We start from the raw sequence: 16,221 nt of genomic DNA on the forward strand, positions 1-16,221 counted from the left end.
CCACATGTCGACCCACAACATGACCGAAGTTCTTGTCGGCGGTGTCGTGCTGGCCAGTGCATTGGCCTTTGGTGTCTATGCCAGCCAGTCCACGGGTTGGTCGCGTGAAAACGGCGGCTATCACCTTGAGGCGTCCTTTCGGTCGCTTGAAGGTGTGGCGGTGGGCACGGATGTGCGCCTCGCAGGTGTAAAGATCGGCACCGTGACCGATGTCGAGTTAAACCCTGAAACCTTCCGGGCCGATACGACGATTTCGGTTGCCGATAACATCCAGATTCCGGATGACAGCGCGATCGTGATCTCGTCCGAAGGCCTTCTGGGGGGCAACTTCGTCGAGGTCATGCCCGGCGGCTCTCCGTTCTATTTTGAGCCGGGCGATCAGATTGAAGACACGCAAGGAGCCGTCAGCCTGATCTCATTGCTGGTCAAGTTCGTGGCCGGGGATGGCAGCGAATGATGCGTGCCGCCCTGATGGCGCTGCTGTTGGCCGCGACGACGGCCGGCGCGCAGCAGAAGGTTTCCTCGGGACCGGGGGCCATGCTGCGCGGGCTGGACAAGGTCAGCGGTCAGACGGTGGACGTGCAGGTGCCGACCGGTGATACGGTCGAAATTTTCGGCTTGGATGTCGCCTTGGGTGATTGCCGGTATCCGTCTGAAAACCCGACCGGTGACGCGTTTGCCTATCTTACGATCTGGGAAAAGGGAAAGGCCGACCAGCTGTTCGACGGCTGGATGATCGCCACGTCCCCGGCGCTCAACGCCCTGGATCATTCGCGCTACGACGTCTGGGTGATCCGCTGTATCACCCCCTGAGGGGTCTGACACACCTCGGCGGTGAAATCTGCGCTGGCAGCAGTGGCCTGATCCAGAAGTTGGCGGTATTGCTGTCTGGGGATTTCGATCGCTCCCAGCGAAGCCAGGTGCGCCGTCAGAAATTGTGTGTCGAACAGTTGAAAACCTGTCTGGCGTAATCGGTCGACCAGATAGGCGAGCGCAATTTTTGACGCATCGGTACGGCGCGAAAACATGCTTTCCCCGAAAAATGCCGCACCCAAAGCAACGCCATAAACGCCGCCGACAATCTGCTCGCCCTCCCAAACCTCAAGTGAATGGGCGCGGCCCGAGTGGTGCAGTTGCGCATAGAGCCTGCGCAGTTCTTCATTGATCCAGGTGTCCGCCCGGTCCGCGCATCCGTCTACGACGGCTGCAAAATCCCGGTTTATGGTCACGGAGAATCCGCAGTTCCGGATGCGTCGCGCAAGGCTGCGGGAGATGTGAAACCCGTCCAACGGGAATACACCCCGCAGCTTTGGATCGACCCAGAAAAGATCCGGGTCGTTCCTGTGTTCGGCCATCGGGAAGATGCCGATGGAATAGCCGTGCAACAGCAGGTCAGGCGTCAGGCCCATGGCTCACACCGCGGCGACAAGCCCGAGAGCGCGTGCTCTCGCGGCTTGGTCGATACTAGGCCATGTTCTCCGCAAGCCAGTGCTCCAGCCAGTGGATGTTGTAATCGCCGCTGTGGATGTCGGGTTCCTGCAGAAGTGCGTGAAACAGTGGAACCGTCGTGTCCACACCGTCCACGATCAACTCACCCAAGGCCCGGTTCAACCGTGCCAGCGCTTCGGGGCGGTCGCGCCCGTGCACGATCAGTTTGCCGATCAACGAGTCGTAGTAGGGTGGGATTGAATACCCGTTGTACAGCGCCGAATCCATCCGGACACCCAGGCCGCCCGGCGCGTGATACGCCGTGATCTTGCCGGGGCAAGGCGCGAAGTTCGGCAGCTTTTCGGCGTTGATACGCACTTCGATCGCGTGGCCATTGATCATCAGATCGTCCTGGCCGAACGACATCGGTTCTCCGGCCGCAACAAGGATCTGCTCGCGAACAAGGTCGACGCCGAAAATGCCTTCGGTCACAGGGTGTTCGACCTGCAGGCGGGTGTTCATCTCAATGAAATAGAACTCGCCATTTTCATACAGGAACTCGATCGTACCCGCGCCGATATAGTTGATCTTGGCGACCGCATCCGCGCAGACCTTGCCGATTTGGGCGCGCTCCTCAGGAGTGATGCAGGGGCCCGGAGCCTCTTCGAATACTTTCTGGTGACGGCGCTGCAGCGAACAGTCGCGCTCACCCAGGTGGACCGCATTGCCCTTGCCGTCGCCGAAGACCTGAATCTCGATATGGCGGGGCGTGGTCAGGTATTTCTCGATATAGACTTCGTCATTGCCGAACGCGGCCTTGCCCTCGGCCCGCGCGGTCATGAAGGCGCTTTCCATTTCGGCCGCGGTCTGCGCGACTTTCATGCCGCGTCCACCGCCACCGGCGGTGGCCTTGATGATGACCGGATAGCCGATCTCTTCACCGATGCGCTTGGCGGCCTCAAGATCCGGAACGCCACCGTCCGATCCCGGTACGCAGGGAACGCCCAGATCTTTCATGGTGTCCTTGGCGGTGATCTTGTCGCCCATGATGCGGATGTGTTCGGCGGTGGGGCCGATGAACGTGATGCCGTGGTCCTCGACGATCTGAACGAACTCGGCATTTTCGGATAGAAAGCCATAGCCAGGGTGGATCGCCTGGGCGCCGGTGATTTCACAGGCCGAGATGATCGCGGGCATCGAGAGATAGCTTTGGGGGCCGGGTGCCGGTCCGATACATACGGACTCGTCAGCCATGCGCACGTGCATGGCGTCACTGTCGGCGGTCGAGTGCACGGCAACCGTCGCAATCCCCATCTCGCGCGCGGCGCGGATCACACGCAGGGCGATCTCGCCTCGGTTGGCAATCAGGATCTTGTCGAACATGGGCCCGCCTTACTCGATGATGACCAGAGGAGTGCCGAATTCGACAGCGTCGCCATCCCCGACCAGGATCCGCTTGACTGTCCCGGATTTGGGGGCGTGGATGTGGTTCATGGTCTTCATCGCTTCGACGATCAGCAGCGTGTCGCCTTCGGAAACAGATGCGCCGACGGCAATGAACGGGGACGCGCCGGGTTCCGGCTGCATATAGACGGTACCAACCATGGGCGAGGTCACCGCGCCGGGGTGGCTCGCCGGGTCCTCGACGGCAGCGGGTGCTTCGGCGGGGGCAGCAGCGGGGGCTGCGACAGGTGCCGGCGCGGCAGCGGGTGCCGGAACGGCAACTTGCACAGGCGCGGCGGTCGGGCTCACTCGGCTGACCCGGACGTTCAGGCTGTCTTCCTCGCCATATTCCCGTTTCACCTGCAACTCAGTCAGGTCGTTTTCGCGCAAGAGTTCGGCCAGTGCCTTGATGAACGTCACATCCGCTTCGTGTCTGTTGTCTGTCATGAGTGTCCTCGAAGGTTCCCCTTTGGCCCGTCTGTCTGCGCGGGCTCTGGTCAATTACGCTGCGTTATAAGGCAACCGCGCGGCCATGAAAAGCGCCGACTGGGGCCGTTCTGCCCTGGTTTCTGCGTTATCGACAGGGCCCACGACGGTCAGAGCGGCGTGCCGGACAGTTTGGCGACCAGTTCCGGCAGCTTGCGCGCGCCGAATTTCTCGAGCAGCCGGGCGCGGTAGGCTTCGATGGTCCGGTAGCTGAGCCCCAGTTCGACGCCGATTTCCTTGGCCGACAGGCCGCGACAGGACAGGATCGCGACTTCACGTTCGCGTTTGGTCAATTCGACCAGTGGGCGTTCCTCGGAAATGTCGGAAAAGCTCCAGATTCCATGGCGGAATGGGTCATCGGGTGTCAGCGACCGGCCGCGCGCGCGACACCAGAACAAGTCGCCGTTGCGGCGGCGCATGACCCGCTCGTCCGTGTAGTAGCCGGTGTCCCGCATGACCTGAAGACTTCGCGCGCCAATTCTCTCCCAATCGGCAACGGATGGGTACAGGTGCAGTAAAGGCAGGTTGCGGTAGTCGGATTCGTTGCCCCCGAATGTCCGGGCAAACTGCAAATTGCACCGCCGGATGATGCGGTTTTCAAGCTCGACAAGCCCGATAGGTGCGTATTCGAAGGCCGGATCACTCATTTGCCTATCGTGCCGCCAATTCGGCCGGAATTGAAGAGGGCATTGCAGCGCAGGATTGATTTGGCGTCCGAAAGCGATCAGGGCCCGGCGAAAGCCACGACATTGTCAAGGTTGTAAAACTGCTTTGAAAAGGGCAGCGTAAACCATATAAATACATGAAGTATTCAGAAAATACGGGATCGTTTCGAGAGTAACTCGAACACGTTTCGGCGGGGGCATAATGCGTGATTCATTGACGGGCAGCCGTATCCGCGAAAGGCGGCAAATCTCGGGCTTACGTCAGGCCCAGCTGGCGCGTCAGGTCGGTATTTCGGCGTCCTATCTGAACTTGATCGAGCACAATCGGCGGCGTATCGGGGGCAAACTGCTGGTCGATATCGCTTCGGCTTTGTCCGTTGAGCCTTCGGTTTTGACGCAGGGGGTCGAGGCGACGCTGATCGCGGCCCTTCGTGAGGCAGCGGCGGATGCGGTCGGCCAAGAGGCCGAGGTTGAGGCGCTAGATGAATTCGCTGGCCGGTTTCCCGGCTGGGCCGCTGTACTGGCACAGATGCATCGTCGGGTGGTTTCGCTGGAGCGCACCGTGGAAACCCTGTCAGACCGGCTGACCCATGACCCGCACCTTGCGGCATCCATGCACGAAGTCCTGTCCGCAGCGGCAGCGATTCGGTCGACAGCCGCCATCCTGGCCGAACCGGGCGAGATCGAGGCCGAGTGGCGCGACAGATTCCACCGCAACTTGCACCAGGATGCCGAACGTCTTGCCGAAAGCTCAAAAGCTTTGGTCGCCTTTCTGGACGAAAGCGAGGACACCGGCGAACGGCGCGGGTTGCCGATGGAGGAGGTCGAGGCATTTCTGGAGAAGCGCGGGTTTCATTTGCCGGAACTTGAGTCAGGACAGGACCCGGTATCCCTCGCGCAGGCCGAGATGGCCTCTTCCGCCTCAAGATCTGTCGCGCGTCAGGTGCTCGACGCCTATGCGGCGGATGCTCGGGCCATGCCGCTGGAAGCGGTTTCGCAGGCACTGGAGGTCGAAGGCGTTGATCCTCTGCGTCTTGCTGCGCGGTTTTCGGTCGAAGTGCCGACAGTTCTGCGACGGCTTGCGTTTCTGCCCGAGGATGTCATGCCGCGTCCGGCCGGGTTGGTCATATGCGATTCATCAGGAAGCATATTGCTGTTCAAGCCGGTCCCCGGCTTCGCAATGCCGCGCCACGGTGAAGCCTGTCCTTTGTGGCCAGTCTTCAGCGCGCTGAACCGGCCCCTTGTGCCGATCCGAAAACGCGTGACTTTGCTGGGCCGAACACCGGCGGATTTCGACTGCTTTGCAATCGCCTGGCCGCAGCCCGTCTGCGCCTTCGGTCAGGAGCCTGTCTACAGATCGGCGATGCTGGTGCTGCCGGTCGAAGAGCCAGGCGTGGCCACCGACTTGCCGGTACAGGTCGGCACAAGCTGCAGGATCTGCCCCCGAAAGCCGTGCGACTCGCGGCGGGAGCCGTCGATTTTGAGTGAAGGTTTTTGACAGTTTCCTGACACAGCGATTAATCTGCACTTGGCAGGTGGCTGGAGGTGCGACCGGTCTTGGGGAGGAAGTGAACATATGAGCCGCAAGGTTCTGTTGATCGAGGATGAACCGAACATCACGGAGGCAATCAGGTTTCTGCTGACCCGCGAAGGTTGGCAGGTCGAAACCCATGCCGAAGGTGAAAACGCGGTTCAAACGATACTGTCTGCGCAGCCTGATCTGGTCATTCTGGATGTGATGCTGCCAGGCAAAAGCGGTATGGATGTTCTGCGCGAATTGCGCGAGCACGAGGAGATGCGCGCCCTGCCTGTTTTGATGCTGACCGCTCGCGGTCAGTCGCGGGACCGCGAGATGGCTGAAAAAGCAGGCGTCAGCCGGTTTATGACGAAACCGTTCTCGAATACCGAAGTGCTGACGGCTGTGCGTGATTTGCACGCGCAGGCGTCACAGTCATGAACACACCGGAAAACGAGCCAGCCCGCCCGACAGGCCCGCGTCCGTCGGTGTTTTTGGAACGGCAGAGTTACCGCCGCCGCAGGCTGGCCGATGCGGCCCGAATGCTGCCCTTTGTTGGCGCGGGCCTGATCTGCATCCCGCTGCTTTGGCCGGATCCGGGGCCGGAAAACTCTGGCGTCCCGTTGTCGTCGGCCATTCTTTATATCTTTACATGCTGGGCCGCCCTGATCGTGTTTAGCCTTCTGTTCGGCTTTGCCGCCCGGCGGATGTCGTCCTCGGAAGGGTCCACGGCAGAAAGTGAGCAATGGCCACGCTGAACGTCCTGATCCTTGTTTGCCTGGGCTACGTCGTGCTTTTGTTCGGCGTTGCGTTTGCAGCCGATCGAATGGCCGCTGCGGGGCGAGGCAAATGGCTGCGGTCACCGTTGATCTACACGCTGTCTTTGTCGATCTACTGCACCGCCTGGACCTTCTATGGCGCGGTTGGCAATGCGGCCAGGTCCGGTCTGGAATTCGTGACGATCTACCTTGGGCCGACCTTGGTGATGATCAGCTGGTGGTGGGGGCTGCGCAAGCTGGTGCGGGTAGGCCGTAGCCAGAGGGTGACGTCGGTCGCCGATTTGATCTCATCGCGTTATGGCAAGTCGAACACCTTGGCCATTTGTGTGACCATCCTCGCTGTGCTGGGGGGCACACCCTATATCGCGCTGCAACTCCAGTCGATAACGCTGTCTTTCTCGATTTTCGCCGAGGCCGATCCTTCGGGCCTTTATCGCGAGGGCGCCAGCGTATTCTGGGTGGCCGCGGGTCTGGCCGTGTTCGCCATTCTGTTCGGCACCCGGAACCTGGATGCAAATGAACGGCACCATGGCGTGGTGACCGCCATCGCGTTGGAATCCGTCGTTAAACTGTTCGCTTTGTTGGCGGTGGGCATCTTTGTCGTCTGGGGGGTGGCCGGAGGCGTCACGCCTATGATGGAGCGGATCGACGCGTCGGAAATCGGGCGTTGGAACGTCGATACCGGACGCTGGATGGCCATTTCCTTCCTGTCGGCGGCTGCTTTTGTCTGCTTGCCGCGAATGTTTCAGGTCATGGTCGTCGAGAATGACGACGAGAGCCACCTGAGAACGGCGGCCTGGGCTTTCCCGCTCTACCTTCTTTTGATGAGCCTTTTCGTGGTTCCCATTGCGGTCGTCGGGCTGGATCTGCTGCCGGCCGGATCAAATCCGGACCTTTTCGTGCTGACGGTTCCTCTGTCACAGGGAAATGACTGGCTGGCGATGCTGTCTTTCATCGGCGGTTTTTCGTCGGCCACTTCGATGGTCATCGTGACGGCGATGGCCCTGTCGACCATGGTCTCGAACCACGTCGTGATGCCGATCTGGCTGAATACGCGCGAGAACGCCAGTTCCATGTCGGGCGATGTGCGAAACGTTGTGCTGATGGCGCGCCGGGTGTCGATTGCCGCCATCATGGCCTTGGGGTTCTTCTACTATCGTATGTCCGGTGGCGGCGCCGCACTGGCCTCGATCGGCCTGGTGGCATTTGCAGGTGTGTCGCAGATCCTGCCGGCGCTGGTTGGCGGCCTGTTCTGGCGCGGAGCGACACGTACAGGTGCCCTTGTAGGGCTGAGCGTGGGGTTCTTCCTTTGGATCTACACGCTGCTGCTGCCGGGAATGGGCGGCAGTGTCATGTCCGCCTCGGTCATCGAAAACGGTCCTTTCGGTCTTGGATGGCTGCGTCCTCAAGCGTTGTTCGGCCTTGATGGTTTGGACCCGATGACCCACACGGTGCTGTGGTCGCTGTCACTGAACACATTGGCCTTTTGCCTCGCGTCACTTCTGAGCTTTCCCAGCCCGCTTGAACGATTGCAGGGGGCGCAGTTCGTCAATGTTTTTGATCATTCTGTCGCGCCTGGCGGTTGGACGGGATCCGTTGCCCAGAGTGAAGACCTGATGATCATGACCCAGCGGATCCTCGGGGCCGGTCCTGCTCAGGATTTCTTTCAGGCCGAGGCGGAAAAGCAGGGTGTGCGCGGGCGCTGGCCCGAGCCTACGCCGGGTTTTCTGGAACGGCTGGAACGCGAATTGAGCGGCTCGGTCGGTGCGGCCACGGCTCATGCCATGATCGGGCAGATCGTCGGAGGTTCGTCCGTTTCGGTCGAGGATCTGTTGGCGGTGGCCGATGAATCCGCGCAGTTGCTGGAATACTCCAGCCAGCTTGAGGCGAAGTCGGCCGAACTGAGCCGTACGGCCCGCAAACTGCGCGAGGCCAACGAAAAACTGACCCAGATCTCACGTCAGAAAGATGCCTTTCTGGGGCAGGTCAGCCACGAGTTGCGCACTCCGATGACGTCCATTCGTGCCTTTTCGGAGATCATGCGGGACACTGACGGGCTAAGCGCTGAGGATTCTCGGCGTTATGCGACGATCATCCATGACGAAGCGCTGCGCCTGACGCGGCTGTTGGATGACCTGCTGGACCTGAGCGTTCTGGAAAACGGTCAGGTCAGCCTGAATATGGGTGATGCCAGCTTGCGAACGGTTCTAGATCGGGCCGTTTCAACGACTATGGCCGGGGCGGACAGCCCTTTGACCATTCGCCGCAATCTGTCTGCCGAGCGCATCGCGTTGCATTCCGATCTGGATCGCCTGGGGCAGGTCTTCATCAATTTGATTTCGAACGCACAGAAATACTGTGACGCGCCCGAGCCGGTCCTGACGATTTCAGCCCATGATGTCGGCGGCCAGGCGGTGATCGACTTTGTCGACAACGGCAGCGGCATCCCGCCGGACGCCCAGTCGATGATCTTTGAGAAATTCGCGCGGGTCGGATTCGACAAGGCGGGCGGTGCAGGTCTTGGACTGGCAATTTGCCGTGAGATCATGCACCGGCTTGGAGGAGAAATCACCTATCTGCCCGGGCAGGGCGGCGCAGCTTTCCGCGTGAGCCTGCCATTGCCGCACCGCCAGGCCGCTCAGTAACGGCCAAGTAAAGGTATTCGTAACGAACAATGGGCTAGACCAGTAGCGAGCAGAATCGAAACTGGCGGACCGTTGCGATGTCAAAGACTGTCAGCGCGGCCTTGGCGCGCAAATTGTCGGCAGGACAAGAGGGGACGGGCAGCAGATCCCGGGCGCTGCTGCGGGCATTGCGCCTTGCGATTGCCCGTGCTGCGGTCGAACGGTTCAAGCTATCAGCATCTGTCATTGGCGCGAAACAGGCCAGCAAATGCCAGGAAGTCGTCACGAGCGGGCTGGAAGACGGTCAGATGTTTCTGCTGTTCGCGACCAAAGAGGGCAGGGTGGCCAGTGTTGTCTTGGACGTCAGTTTGGTCTCGGCAGTCATCCAGAAGCAGACAATGGGCGAAGTACTCGCGGACCCACCCCAGCCTCGCGCCCTCACCGACACCGATGCGGCAATGGTGGTCCCGTTGGTCGAGGACATGCTGGAACGGGCCCGGAAACTGGTCGATGATCAAAGCGATGCAGCCCGCCTGAATGGATATGAGTTCGCCTCTAGGGCGGTCGATCGGCGCACGCTTTCTTTGGCACTGGTCGAGGACAGGTATGATGCGTTCGAGTTCACGGTTGAACTCGAGGGCAGTGTGCGGCAGGGAACGGTCCTCATCCTGCTGCCGAAAATCTCGGTGGCCGAGGGGCAGGCCAAACACGCAGATTTGGAACCGCTCAAGACACTGTCGCAAGCGGCAGGCGTGGTTCGGGCCGAACTCAACGCGGTGATTTGTCGGATGCATCTTCCGCTGACAACGCTGTCGGATCTGGGCATCGGGGATCTGCTGCCACTTGCGGGCGCGCGACTTGATCGGATCGACATTGCCGCGATTGATCGGAACCAGGCCACTACAGGACGTCTGGGCCAATGTGGCGGTCAACGGGCCGTGCGGATCAACGAATTTCTGCAGCCACCCGCCCCAACACGACCCGAAGCGCAGAGCTTTATCGAGCACAAGCGAAGGGACGCGCCGGTTGAAATGGCAGATGTTGAATTGTCGCGTCAGGACGCCGTTGCCGAAGACCGATCGCATGCGCAATCCGCAGCGGATGAAGACTTCGCGCAAGCAAGCACCGACCGCCTCGCGTCCGATATATCCGAGTTGGCGGGTCTTCCTGCTTCTGTGGAACGACCCAACGACTGACGTATGAAATCAGGTGTTCGCAGACCGCATCTGCACCAATGCCGGCCGCAAACCGTCCAGCGCGTAGCCCGCCTTTGCCGTGGCTTCGAGAATTTCATCGGGGCTCATTGTGTCACACTGCCCAAGAGCCCAAACGACAGAACAGCGTGTGCCCGAGGCACAGTAGGCAAGAACCGGGCCTTCGCAAGACTCGGCAAGGTCGCGCTGCCGTGCCACGTTCTCGGGCGTCATGGTTTGGTGCGTCAGTTCAAGCACCTCAAACTCGAGACCCGCATCCCGCACGGCCTGGCCGATTACCTCGGATTGCATGGCGGCAGGCACTTCGACATTCGGCCGGTTGCAGATGACCTTGACGAAGCCGGCGGCAACGATGGCGGGCACATCCTCGACCGTGATCTGCGGCGAGACGAAATAGCGGGGCGTGATCTGTCGAATCTCCATTCCGATTTCTTAGGTCGCAGAGTCAGCCCTGTCCAGTTCCACGGCGTGAAGGTACTTGCGCAATGCGATTTCTTCCATTGCGGCTTTTGCGGATTGATGTCTGTCAAGGCAGTTTGGTGGAAATCAGGTTAATATTCGATCGACTCGCGGCCCAGTGCCGGTCGCCTGATAGCGAGCGGGCATTTTTTTGCTGGGATTGGGCGAGTCCTGTGTTGGTCTCAATCCTGTTACCTATATCAGGCAGGATGGCAGCATTTGGGAGGATGGCCATGACCACGAACGAGCTATATTTCGAAGCCGAGCGGCTGGAGCGGAAACTGCACGGGGCAAATCTCGAAACCCGGCTGGCACTGCAGCCCAGCGTCACGAAGGTGATTGAACGCATGCGCGCTCAAGGTATGAGCGTACCATCGCGCTTCAGACGGCTGGACGCTGCCTTGATCGAAGATGCGGTTGAAGCTCAGTTCGACAATATGCCGATCTGACACCGGCGGTCAGCCGAACGATATGCCAAGTATGACCAGCATCAGTCCTATGACGGACAGAAACAGCGCGCCCATGTTCCAAGGTAGCACCCGCTGAACGGCAGCCCGCAATTCGTCGTCAGTCAAGCCTGACCGACGAGCCTTCATCACGCGCAGAATGCACCAGACCAATCCTGCCAGCCCGGCCAATGACAGGCTGGCGCCTCCCCAGATGAACACCTCGAACATTGCGCCCCGCATCGTTCTGTTTCGCTGCCGATGCGCTTAGCGGATCGTTGCCGGCGGCACAAGGCAAGCAACCCTATTGTTCGCTTGCGGCTGATCCGCCGGCACGGTATCCGACATGTTGCCCGTGACCCCGGCTAAAGAGATTTCCACTTGGGAGAGACGCATATGGAAGACATGACTGAAGACCAGGCCGCTGCGAACTACCGCGTGACCGCAGGCGAGCTGCGCCAGTTCATCGAACGGTTCGAACGCCTGGAGGCCGAAAAGAAAGACATCGCTGACCAGCAGAAGGAAGTGATGGCTGAGGCCAAGGCACGTGGCTACGACACCAAGGTGATGCGCAAGGTTATCGCGCTGCGCAAGCGTGACAAAGACGATATCGCCGAAGAAGAAGCGGTGCTGGAAATGTACAAAGAAGCCCTCGGCATGTAAGCCTCGGGCCTTCGGAGGCTTCGGTCAGCGACCCAAAAACCGAACGCCTGGCAGTTTCTTGAGCCGTTCCAGATCCTGTGTGTAAAGCTCGGAAAACGCCTCGTGGATTTCGGCGCTCCACCCGGGGAAGTCCAGTTCTTCCTCGACTTTGTCCGGCAAGGCGTGCTGCGAAAAGACGGCCGCGAGGCGCTCGTGCAGGAGGGTCGGGTCCGCGTGCCCGACCTGCTGTTGGATTTCTTCAATCTCCCGTTTGCCGTCTGCGTCAACCAGCGAAGAAAGCAGCGAAAACTCCTCGGTCAGCGGTATGTCCGCGCTCAGACCGCACAGGCTGCGGATAATGTCTCCCCAGATCAGCGGGCACTCCTCATTGGCCCAGACCGTAATGGAGACGGCGGGGGCAAGATCGTGAATATCCTCGATAAGGGTCAGCCAACTCAGGCAACTCAGGTCCGTTGACGCCAGAATGCTCTCGCGGGTTTCGTCCGGCAATGCCATCAATACCTTGGGAATGAAGCTGCCCGGATTCTGCAGCCCGATAAACAATTCGACCTCGTGTCCTTCGAAAGCCTGATCAAGCAAAGCCAGCCGACGACCTGCATAGGGGTAGAATTGGCCGTCCTTTATGGCACTGTTCAGTTCTCCGATGAAGTCCGCAGTGCTCATGACCACCCGGCCGGTTTCCGGATCGTCAGGAATTTGGGCTTTCAAGCGCTCGCAGGCATCTGGTGTCAGCTTGCCTTCGTCCAGTGCATTCAGCGGCGTCTTGAATGCCTTCCGGAACCGGCGCGGACCAAACAGCACAATGCCGTTTTCCTGCAATACTTTGGCATTCGCCTGAAGCGATTTGAGCAGGAGCCCCCCGTCTGAAAAAACCACACCGGAGTGAATGGCCACATGCATGTCGACCGCTGTCCTTGCCCTTCGATTGAGTACGTTCCGGGGTTACAGGTTGAACGATCGACAGTCAAACCTGCCACTCTTTCGCAATGATAAAGATTGCCTGAGAACGTCCAAACTTGATTGTGGTTCAAGCTCAAAGAACAGAACAGCGCCAGAAACGACTGGGTCGAGATGCCTCGAAATCGTCGTTGCTGCATACCCATCTGCGGCGTCTGTGTTGCAGATGATCGAGGCGATTTGATGTGGCGCAGATTTTCCGCATGTTGTTGCAAAATTCCGTCGCAAACCCGCTTGCCTTTATTGAGGCTTTCACCTAATCACAGCGCCATCGGCTCAATGGAATTACAGGTCTTTCGATAGCCATGTAATCACAGTGGGTTGACAAGGTAGGAGTGGTTGCCCGTTCTTGCCTTTGCCTGCAAAGGTATCTGAAAGCGTATTGCTTGCCCCTATAGCTCAGCTGGTAGAGCAACTGATTTGTAATCAGTAGGTCCGCGGTTCGAGTCCGTGTGGGGGCACCATAACACAAGATAAAATTCTGTAATTTAACGTTTTTCAGAGCGATAGCTTGTGTATCCCCTGATTTATCCCCTGTTTATTTGTTGATGGATGTGAACCCAAAATTTCTTGCCATCGTTTCCGTTGATACGCATTCTTCTAATAAGATTGATGATAGTAAATGTTGGTATTTGTTGGAATTAGGCTGTGAAAATGTCCCAACTTTAACGGGCAACCCGACTTAGGTTTAATACCTAATAACGATGCTAGGCTCCGACGGCAGCTTTCATGAACAACGGACGTTTATCGAAACTGGGCGACTGACCGAGTTGCGGACAAAGTTGCCGTAGGCTCATCGCTTTCTGATGACTGGTCTCAGCCCAAACCGGACATTCGAAACTAGACTTTGCAATTTTCGAGATGCGGAAATTTCGTACTGTTCTGTTTGCAACGGCTGAGCCTACAATTGCCCTAATAGTTGGGGGCGACCCACTCACGTGCCGCCCCCCGCCATTCCGACCAAAATGAAGCCAGAACGGAAACTGCTACGCGGCATGCATCAAAGATTAACCCTCAGTCTCAATCCTAAGACCAGCGGATCGTTCGAATTTGATCCGGGATTTTTCAAGTATTGCACGTCTGCCGTCAGCGCCAGATTGTCAGCCAGGTCCAAACGGTAGAAAGCTTCAAGTGTCGTTTGATTGGGCAATCCTGGTGTCGTCAGCTCAGCAACAGTGGCCGCTATGCCAAAGAGATCATCATAGGTGCCAGGTCGCCACATCAAGCCTGCGTTGACTGCATGCCTGGCCAACGCACCGCCGCCATTGGACCATCCCAGCCGTCCGAAGATCATCAGTTGGTTGTCGAATGTATGGTTGGCAGAAAGTGTGGCTCCATATGTTTCCGGTACGCCAACTTGTTGGCGCGCATCCGTGTGAAACATCCCCAGATGAACGTTTGTCAGAAATCGTTTTGATTTTTCGGGCGTCCAGCCGATCTCGGCGTATTTGAAGAATTCGCTACCCCCGGAAAACCACTCAACGTCTGTGAGAGACCCATTGGCATCACTGACCACCCCTAACGCGTAAATCTGATCCGTCAGATAGCCGCCGACCGTGACACCAAAACCGGGATCGGGGATTGGCAACACCGGGCTAAACAGGATTGAAAAGTTCGAAAAGGTCGTTCGTGGGTTCACGTAACCCAGAATGTCAGAGTAGTCGCCCGGATCGATCCGACCCGCCACCACTCCTCCGCGCCCGTTTGCGAAGGCTTGTTGCCAGTAAGCTACCGACAAGGTCGTGTTTGTGTCCCCAAACGTGACCGCGGTTGCCCCTTGATATCCAATTTGCGCAGGAAGCGCTGAAGGTGCAATGGACTGGTCCAACCGGTGTCGGTTCTCCAGAATAAAGACAAGGCTACCTGGGTTTTCACCACCCCGGTTTGCCAATTCCCACGTCCCGATCATCCTGAGCTGACCGGATGCAGATTCGTCCTGCCCGGTCAGGCTGTGAGAACTGCGTTGGTATAGAGCCTGGTAATCAAAGCTGAGCGCCAATCCGGTGTTTTCCCGAAATCGACCCAAAGCGGTCTCGGCTGGATCAATGGCACGGTCCAAACCGGGCCAACGCGAATCTTCCAGCCGGCGCAACCTGTCTTGCTCCTGCTGCGCGCTGGCTGATCCCGGACCACCCAACGATACCTGGGCTGCGGCCTCCAGTTTCGCCTGAGCAGAATTTTCCTGGGCATCAGCAGCACCGCCAAATAGTGAAAAGGCGCTCAATAATGCAGTGGCAAGGGTCGGTCGTGGTGGAAGGTACGATCTCTGGTGCGACAAACCTCCAATCACTTTACGTCATCCACAGCTTTGATTTCGGGAACACGTTCCAGCGCCACGGCCATGTCCGCACTGCTCATCAGTTCGATCATCTGGTAGTCATCGAGCAGTCCATCCCCAAGACGGCTGACGTAAAACGCCTGAATGAACGTGGAATCGTCCGGAAGTGAGACCGTGATGTAGTTCTTCCCGTTTCCGAGCCCCCAATAGTAACTGAGAAGCTCTCCGCCAAGCGCCTCAATTCCACCTTTGACGCTGGCTGCACGATCGCCCGGATTTGCAATCTGCATTCCCCAAGCGGTACTGTTGGACGCGCCGATGAACAGAAACGTGCGCATTTTTAGGGTGTCTTCTGCAGTGGCCAATGTGGCGCATCCCGCCATAAGAGCCCCCAGGATAAGATGTTTCATTGTACGTCCTTTCGATGGTGAACCTGCAGCGAGACGAGGCAAATCCGGAGGTTGGATGAGGTTATTGGTTCTCTGTTTGAGATTGACGGCTTTGCTTGAGCTTTTCGGCGAGACCTTCCGCCCAAGCCTTGGTGGCGGCTGATGGATCGGTAGTGCCCACTGACTGGCGGACGTCATTTTTACTGAACGTTTGAACGTCAGCAACATCCATTTCGAAGGTGGCACGCATTGAAACGGAACCGTCTACTACCAAAATCCGCTCATCCGACGGCTGGATTTGCAACTGTCCCGTCACAACAATTGGTTCATACATCTCGGTCGGCTTCCAGCCATTGGTCAGACGCAAGCGAACCATCTGGTTTGGCGGTGGTGGTGGTACGTGGCTGCACATTCCCCGCTCTGGAACCAAATAGGCAACTGGCGTACCGTCCGCTGATGCGGGCGCGGGGATGACAAATCCAGCCAGCTTAATGATTGCCCCGTCCTTAGCCGGATTTCCGGCTTCTCCTGCCAGCTTTCTCCGGTCGGCGACAACCCACCTTTGGGAAATAAGCCAATCGGCATCTACACCTTCGTTGGAAAGGGATTTCTTGACCTCGGCCAGCGTCTCCGCAGCATCTGCCGACGGATTTTCTCCTTCCAATTCAGATTGCAATTTCACCACCTGCCGCAAGCCGTCGATCTGTTCGTAACTCAGATCACGGAAAGGGTCCTCGTAGGATTGAACGCCTTGGTCGATTAGGTCGGCCCAATTGATCTGCGCAACCTCTGCAAAAAGCGGGTTTCCTGCAATAATAACAGCAAGGGCAGAAATGAATTGGCGCATGTTAGGTTCTCGCTTTCTGGTTTCCGG

At 58.4% G+C, this 16,221-nt stretch carries 19 protein-coding genes and 1 tRNA gene; 10 read left to right on the forward strand and 10 right to left on the reverse strand.

What is annotated here, in order from left to right; genetic code table 11:
• Nucleotides 1–4 precede the first annotated feature (4 nt).
• Both mlaD and AC2FNZ_RS03590 read left to right on the forward strand, forming a co-directional pair.
• A complete protein-coding gene (mlaD, locus tag AC2FNZ_RS03585) occupies nt 5–457 on the forward strand; it encodes an outer membrane lipid asymmetry maintenance protein MlaD (protein WP_496839560.1) in 453 nt (150 codons plus the stop codon).
• A complete protein-coding gene (locus AC2FNZ_RS03590; protein WP_170337593.1) occupies nt 454–813 on the forward strand; it encodes a DUF2155 domain-containing protein in 360 nt (119 codons plus the stop codon). The genes mlaD and AC2FNZ_RS03590 overlap by 4 nt, the downstream gene beginning before the upstream one ends.
• Here the strand turns inward: AC2FNZ_RS03590 and aat are convergent.
• From aat to AC2FNZ_RS03610, 4 genes are all read right to left on the reverse strand, one after another.
• The gene (gene aat, locus AC2FNZ_RS03595; RefSeq protein ID WP_093962680.1) at nt 777–1,409 is read right to left on the reverse strand and encodes a leucyl/phenylalanyl-tRNA--protein transferase; all 633 of its coding nucleotides are present in this window, start codon (nt 1,407–1,409) and stop codon (nt 777–779) included. The two genes, AC2FNZ_RS03590 and aat, sit on opposite strands and share 37 nt — an antisense overlap.
• Nucleotides 1,410–1,464: 55 nt before the next feature.
• On the reverse strand, nt 1,465–2,811 hold the full coding sequence (gene accC, locus AC2FNZ_RS03600; protein WP_496839561.1) for an acetyl-CoA carboxylase biotin carboxylase subunit: 1,347 nt from the start codon (nt 2,809–2,811) through the stop codon (nt 1,465–1,467).
• Between the two features lie 9 nt (nt 2,812–2,820).
• Entirely contained in the window at nt 2,821–3,318 is a 498-nt protein-coding gene (gene accB / locus AC2FNZ_RS03605) for an acetyl-CoA carboxylase biotin carboxyl carrier protein (RefSeq protein ID WP_170337596.1), read from the reverse strand.
• Nucleotides 3,319–3,467: 149 nt separating this feature from the next.
• Entirely contained in the window at nt 3,468–4,004 is a 537-nt protein-coding gene (locus AC2FNZ_RS03610) for a LuxR C-terminal-related transcriptional regulator (RefSeq protein ID WP_093962677.1), read from the reverse strand.
• Between the two features lie 220 nt (nt 4,005–4,224).
• Between AC2FNZ_RS03610 and AC2FNZ_RS03615 the strand changes: the two genes are divergently transcribed.
• The 5 genes from AC2FNZ_RS03615 (at nt 4,225) to AC2FNZ_RS03635 (ending at nt 10,137) form a co-directional block, all read left to right on the forward strand.
• Complete coding sequence (locus AC2FNZ_RS03615) at nt 4,225–5,520, forward strand: helix-turn-helix domain-containing protein (protein ID WP_496839562.1); 1,296 nt, start codon at nt 4,225–4,227, stop codon at nt 5,518–5,520.
• Nucleotides 5,521–5,598: 78 nt separating this feature from the next.
• Nucleotides 5,599–5,979 carry a response regulator transcription factor gene (locus AC2FNZ_RS03620; protein WP_093962675.1) on the forward strand — a complete coding sequence of 127 codons (381 nt, stop codon included), beginning with the start codon at nt 5,599–5,601 and terminating at the stop codon, nt 5,977–5,979.
• The gene (locus tag AC2FNZ_RS03625; RefSeq protein WP_496832589.1) at nt 5,976–6,296 is read left to right on the forward strand and encodes a hypothetical protein; all 321 of its coding nucleotides are present in this window, start codon (nt 5,976–5,978) and stop codon (nt 6,294–6,296) included. Before AC2FNZ_RS03620 ends, AC2FNZ_RS03625 begins: the two co-directional genes overlap by 4 nt.
• On the forward strand, nt 6,284–8,962 hold the full coding sequence (locus tag AC2FNZ_RS03630; protein ID WP_496839563.1) for an ATP-binding protein: 2,679 nt from the start codon (nt 6,284–6,286) through the stop codon (nt 8,960–8,962). The genes AC2FNZ_RS03625 and AC2FNZ_RS03630 overlap by 13 nt, the downstream gene beginning before the upstream one ends.
• A 77-nt stretch (nt 8,963–9,039) precedes the next feature.
• Nucleotides 9,040–10,137: a FliM/FliN family flagellar motor switch protein gene (locus AC2FNZ_RS03635; protein ID WP_496839564.1), complete on the forward strand. Its 1,098-nt coding sequence runs from the start codon at nt 9,040–9,042 to the stop codon at nt 10,135–10,137.
• Between the two features lie 9 nt (nt 10,138–10,146).
• Here AC2FNZ_RS03635 and AC2FNZ_RS03640 read toward each other — a convergent pair whose 3' ends face one another.
• On the reverse strand, nt 10,147–10,578 hold the full coding sequence (locus AC2FNZ_RS03640; protein WP_170337602.1) for a protein tyrosine phosphatase family protein: 432 nt from the start codon (nt 10,576–10,578) through the stop codon (nt 10,147–10,149).
• 269 nt (nt 10,579–10,847) lie between these two features.
• Between AC2FNZ_RS03640 and AC2FNZ_RS03645 the strand changes: the two genes are divergently transcribed.
• A complete protein-coding gene (locus AC2FNZ_RS03645; protein ID WP_170337604.1) occupies nt 10,848–11,063 on the forward strand; it encodes a hypothetical protein in 216 nt (71 codons plus the stop codon).
• A 9-nt stretch (nt 11,064–11,072) separates the two neighbouring features.
• Here AC2FNZ_RS03645 and AC2FNZ_RS03650 read toward each other — a convergent pair whose 3' ends face one another.
• Nucleotides 11,073–11,291: a hypothetical protein gene (locus tag AC2FNZ_RS03650; protein ID WP_093962670.1), complete on the reverse strand. Its 219-nt coding sequence runs from the start codon at nt 11,289–11,291 to the stop codon at nt 11,073–11,075.
• Between the two features lie 165 nt (nt 11,292–11,456).
• Between AC2FNZ_RS03650 and AC2FNZ_RS03655 the strand changes: the two genes are divergently transcribed.
• Complete coding sequence (locus AC2FNZ_RS03655) at nt 11,457–11,723, forward strand: DUF2312 domain-containing protein (RefSeq protein ID WP_093962669.1); 267 nt, start codon at nt 11,457–11,459, stop codon at nt 11,721–11,723.
• 24 nt (nt 11,724–11,747) lie between these two features.
• Here AC2FNZ_RS03655 and AC2FNZ_RS03660 read toward each other — a convergent pair whose 3' ends face one another.
• Nucleotides 11,748–12,623: a hypothetical protein gene (locus tag AC2FNZ_RS03660; RefSeq protein WP_496839565.1), complete on the reverse strand. Its 876-nt coding sequence runs from the start codon at nt 12,621–12,623 to the stop codon at nt 11,748–11,750.
• A 445-nt stretch (nt 12,624–13,068) separates the two neighbouring features.
• Between AC2FNZ_RS03660 and AC2FNZ_RS03665 the strand changes: the two genes are divergently transcribed.
• Nucleotides 13,069–13,144, forward strand: a tRNA-Thr gene (locus AC2FNZ_RS03665).
• A gap of 536 nt (nt 13,145–13,680) precedes the next feature.
• Here the strand turns inward: AC2FNZ_RS03665 and AC2FNZ_RS03670 are convergent.
• From AC2FNZ_RS03670 to AC2FNZ_RS03680, 3 genes are all read right to left on the reverse strand, one after another.
• Nucleotides 13,681–14,970, reverse strand: coding sequence for a carbohydrate porin (locus tag AC2FNZ_RS03670; protein ID WP_496839567.1), 1,290 nt, complete (start codon nt 14,968–14,970; stop codon nt 13,681–13,683).
• A complete protein-coding gene (locus AC2FNZ_RS03675; protein ID WP_496674189.1) occupies nt 14,967–15,368 on the reverse strand; it encodes a hypothetical protein in 402 nt (133 codons plus the stop codon). The genes AC2FNZ_RS03670 and AC2FNZ_RS03675 overlap by 4 nt, the downstream gene beginning before the upstream one ends.
• Before the next feature lie 61 nt (nt 15,369–15,429).
• Nucleotides 15,430–16,194 carry a DUF3299 domain-containing protein gene (locus tag AC2FNZ_RS03680; RefSeq protein WP_496674192.1) on the reverse strand — a complete coding sequence of 255 codons (765 nt, stop codon included), beginning with the start codon at nt 16,192–16,194 and terminating at the stop codon, nt 15,430–15,432.
• Nucleotides 16,195–16,221 lie beyond the last annotated feature (27 nt).

Source organism: Ruegeria sp. SAZA006 (genome assembly GCF_059613465.1).